The 1,728-nt window shown below is 58.8% G+C and carries 2 protein-coding genes; both read left to right on the forward strand.

Annotated elements, in window-relative coordinates; genetic code table 11:
* Nucleotides 1-307: 307 nt before the first annotated feature.
* A complete protein-coding gene (locus tag ABLE85_RS23850; RefSeq protein ID WP_348795187.1) occupies nt 308-1,003 on the forward strand; it encodes an RNA polymerase sigma factor in 696 nt (231 codons plus the stop codon).
* A gap of 93 nt (nt 1,004-1,096) precedes the next feature.
* Nucleotides 1,097-1,621, forward strand: coding sequence for a DUF4142 domain-containing protein (locus tag ABLE85_RS23855; protein WP_348795188.1), 525 nt, complete (start codon nt 1,097-1,099; stop codon nt 1,619-1,621).
* Nucleotides 1,622-1,728 lie beyond the last annotated feature (107 nt).

Genomic DNA, 1,728 nt, shown 5'->3' on the forward strand with positions numbered 1-1,728 from the left:
AGGCCTGCCGTTGTTGTATTACTGCAACCCCTACTATGCCACCGGCTACTACGGCTACTACGGCGCCTGCTATCCGGGATATTATCCGGGGTATTAATTGCGCCGGATAAGGTCGGCCGCACCGTCAACACGGTGCGGCCCGGCATCAATTGACTCTTCGACGGCAGTGTACGTCAGTGGCTATCCCGCTGCCGTAAGGTGGCGGGGTCGTTTCTGTGTTGATGTCGTCCGAGTGATTGCAAGAAGTGGTTGGCAGATAGGGAACCTTTCTTGTCGAGCGCCATCTATTGGGATGTGGAGACCGCTCATGGCGCACGTACAAAGAGATGCATTCAACAATGTCACCGCCGTCGATGACATGGACTTGGCACGCCGGGCACTTGCTCATGACGGTAGCGCCTTTCGCGCGATCATGCAGAGATACAACCAGAGGCTCTATCGGATTGCTCGGGGGATCGTCTCCAACAACGACGAAGCCGAGGATGTCGTGCAGGAGGCTTACGTCCACGCCTTCGCCCACCTCCAGAGCTTTCGCGGCCAATCCACACTTGCGACATGGCTTTCCCGCATCGTGATCAATGAGGCCCTCGGACGCTTGCGCAAGAGGCAGCGCGCAGCGAAGCTTGCAAAATCCAGTGATCGGACTATCGAAGCCGAGGTTATTCAATTTCCGCTCAACGCAAGTCTGGACGATCCGGAGCGGACGATGGCGCAGCGGCAAATCATGCAATTGGTCGAACGCGCGACCGACAACCTTCCCGACGTCTATCGGTCCGTCTTCGTCGCTCGGGTGCTCGAAGGCCTGAGCATCGATGAGACTGCTGAACTGCTCGATGTGCGCCCGGAGACCGTCAAGACCAGGCTGCATCGCGCCCGCGCGCTCGTGCGCAAGGAGTTGAATGCGCAGATCGGACCGGTTCTGTTGGACGCGTTTCCATTTGCTGGTCAGCGTTGCGAACGCCTGACCACCGCGGTGATGAAGCGGCTAAGCTACTCGGATTGATTTACGCGGGAACGTTTTGCTCCGTTCCGCATCCAATGAAGCATCCACTGGAAGACGCCGGCACCGTTCCACGCCGGAGTACAGGAGGCTGTCATGATTATTCGTCCCATCGCGGCATTGGCCGCGCTCTGCCTGTTCAGCGCCGCGCCTTTGGCCCAGGCCGCCGACAAGCCAACCGATCCGCAGATCGCTCATATTGCCTATACCGCCGGCGTCATAGACGTCGAAGCGGCCAAACAAGCCATCGCGAAGTCCAAGAACAAGAATGTCGTGGCCTTTGCCCACGACATGATGCGCGATCACGAGGCGGTGAACGCAAAGGCGCTCGACCTGCTCAAAAAGCTCAACGTCAAGCCGGAGGATAATGACACCAGCAAGGCGTTGGCCAAGGCAGCCGCCGACGAGCGCGCCAGATTGGCCAAGCTCGACGGCCCGGCCTTCGATAAGGCCTACATTGACAACGAGGTGGCCTACCACAAGCAGGTCAACGGCGCACTCGAGACCGTTCTGATCCCGTCGTCGAGCAATCCCGAACTCAAGGGCCTGCTCGAAACCGGTCTGAAGATTTTCCAGGGCCACGAGCAGCATGCCGAGCACGTCGCCGCTGAACTCAAGTAAGGATCAGATCATGTTGTCGATGCGGCATCTGTGGTTCGGCGCGATGCTGGTGCTAAGCATGAGTGCCGTTTCGGCCCATGCGGAAACCATTCAGGTCACGATCGCAG

Source organism: Mesorhizobium sp. KR1-2, assembly GCF_040045035.1.
Lineage (GTDB): Bacteria > Pseudomonadota > Alphaproteobacteria > Rhizobiales > Rhizobiaceae > Pseudaminobacter.

Excerpts from the sequence above, each read along its gene's own strand:
- ABLE85_RS23855 (WP_348795188.1), top strand. The coding sequence starts at position 1,097 with ATGATTATTCGTCCCATCGCGGCATTGGCCGCGCTCTGCCTGTTCAGC.
- ABLE85_RS23850 (WP_348795187.1), top strand. The coding sequence starts at position 308 with ATGGCGCACGTACAAAGAGATGCATTCAACAATGTCACCGCCGTCGAT.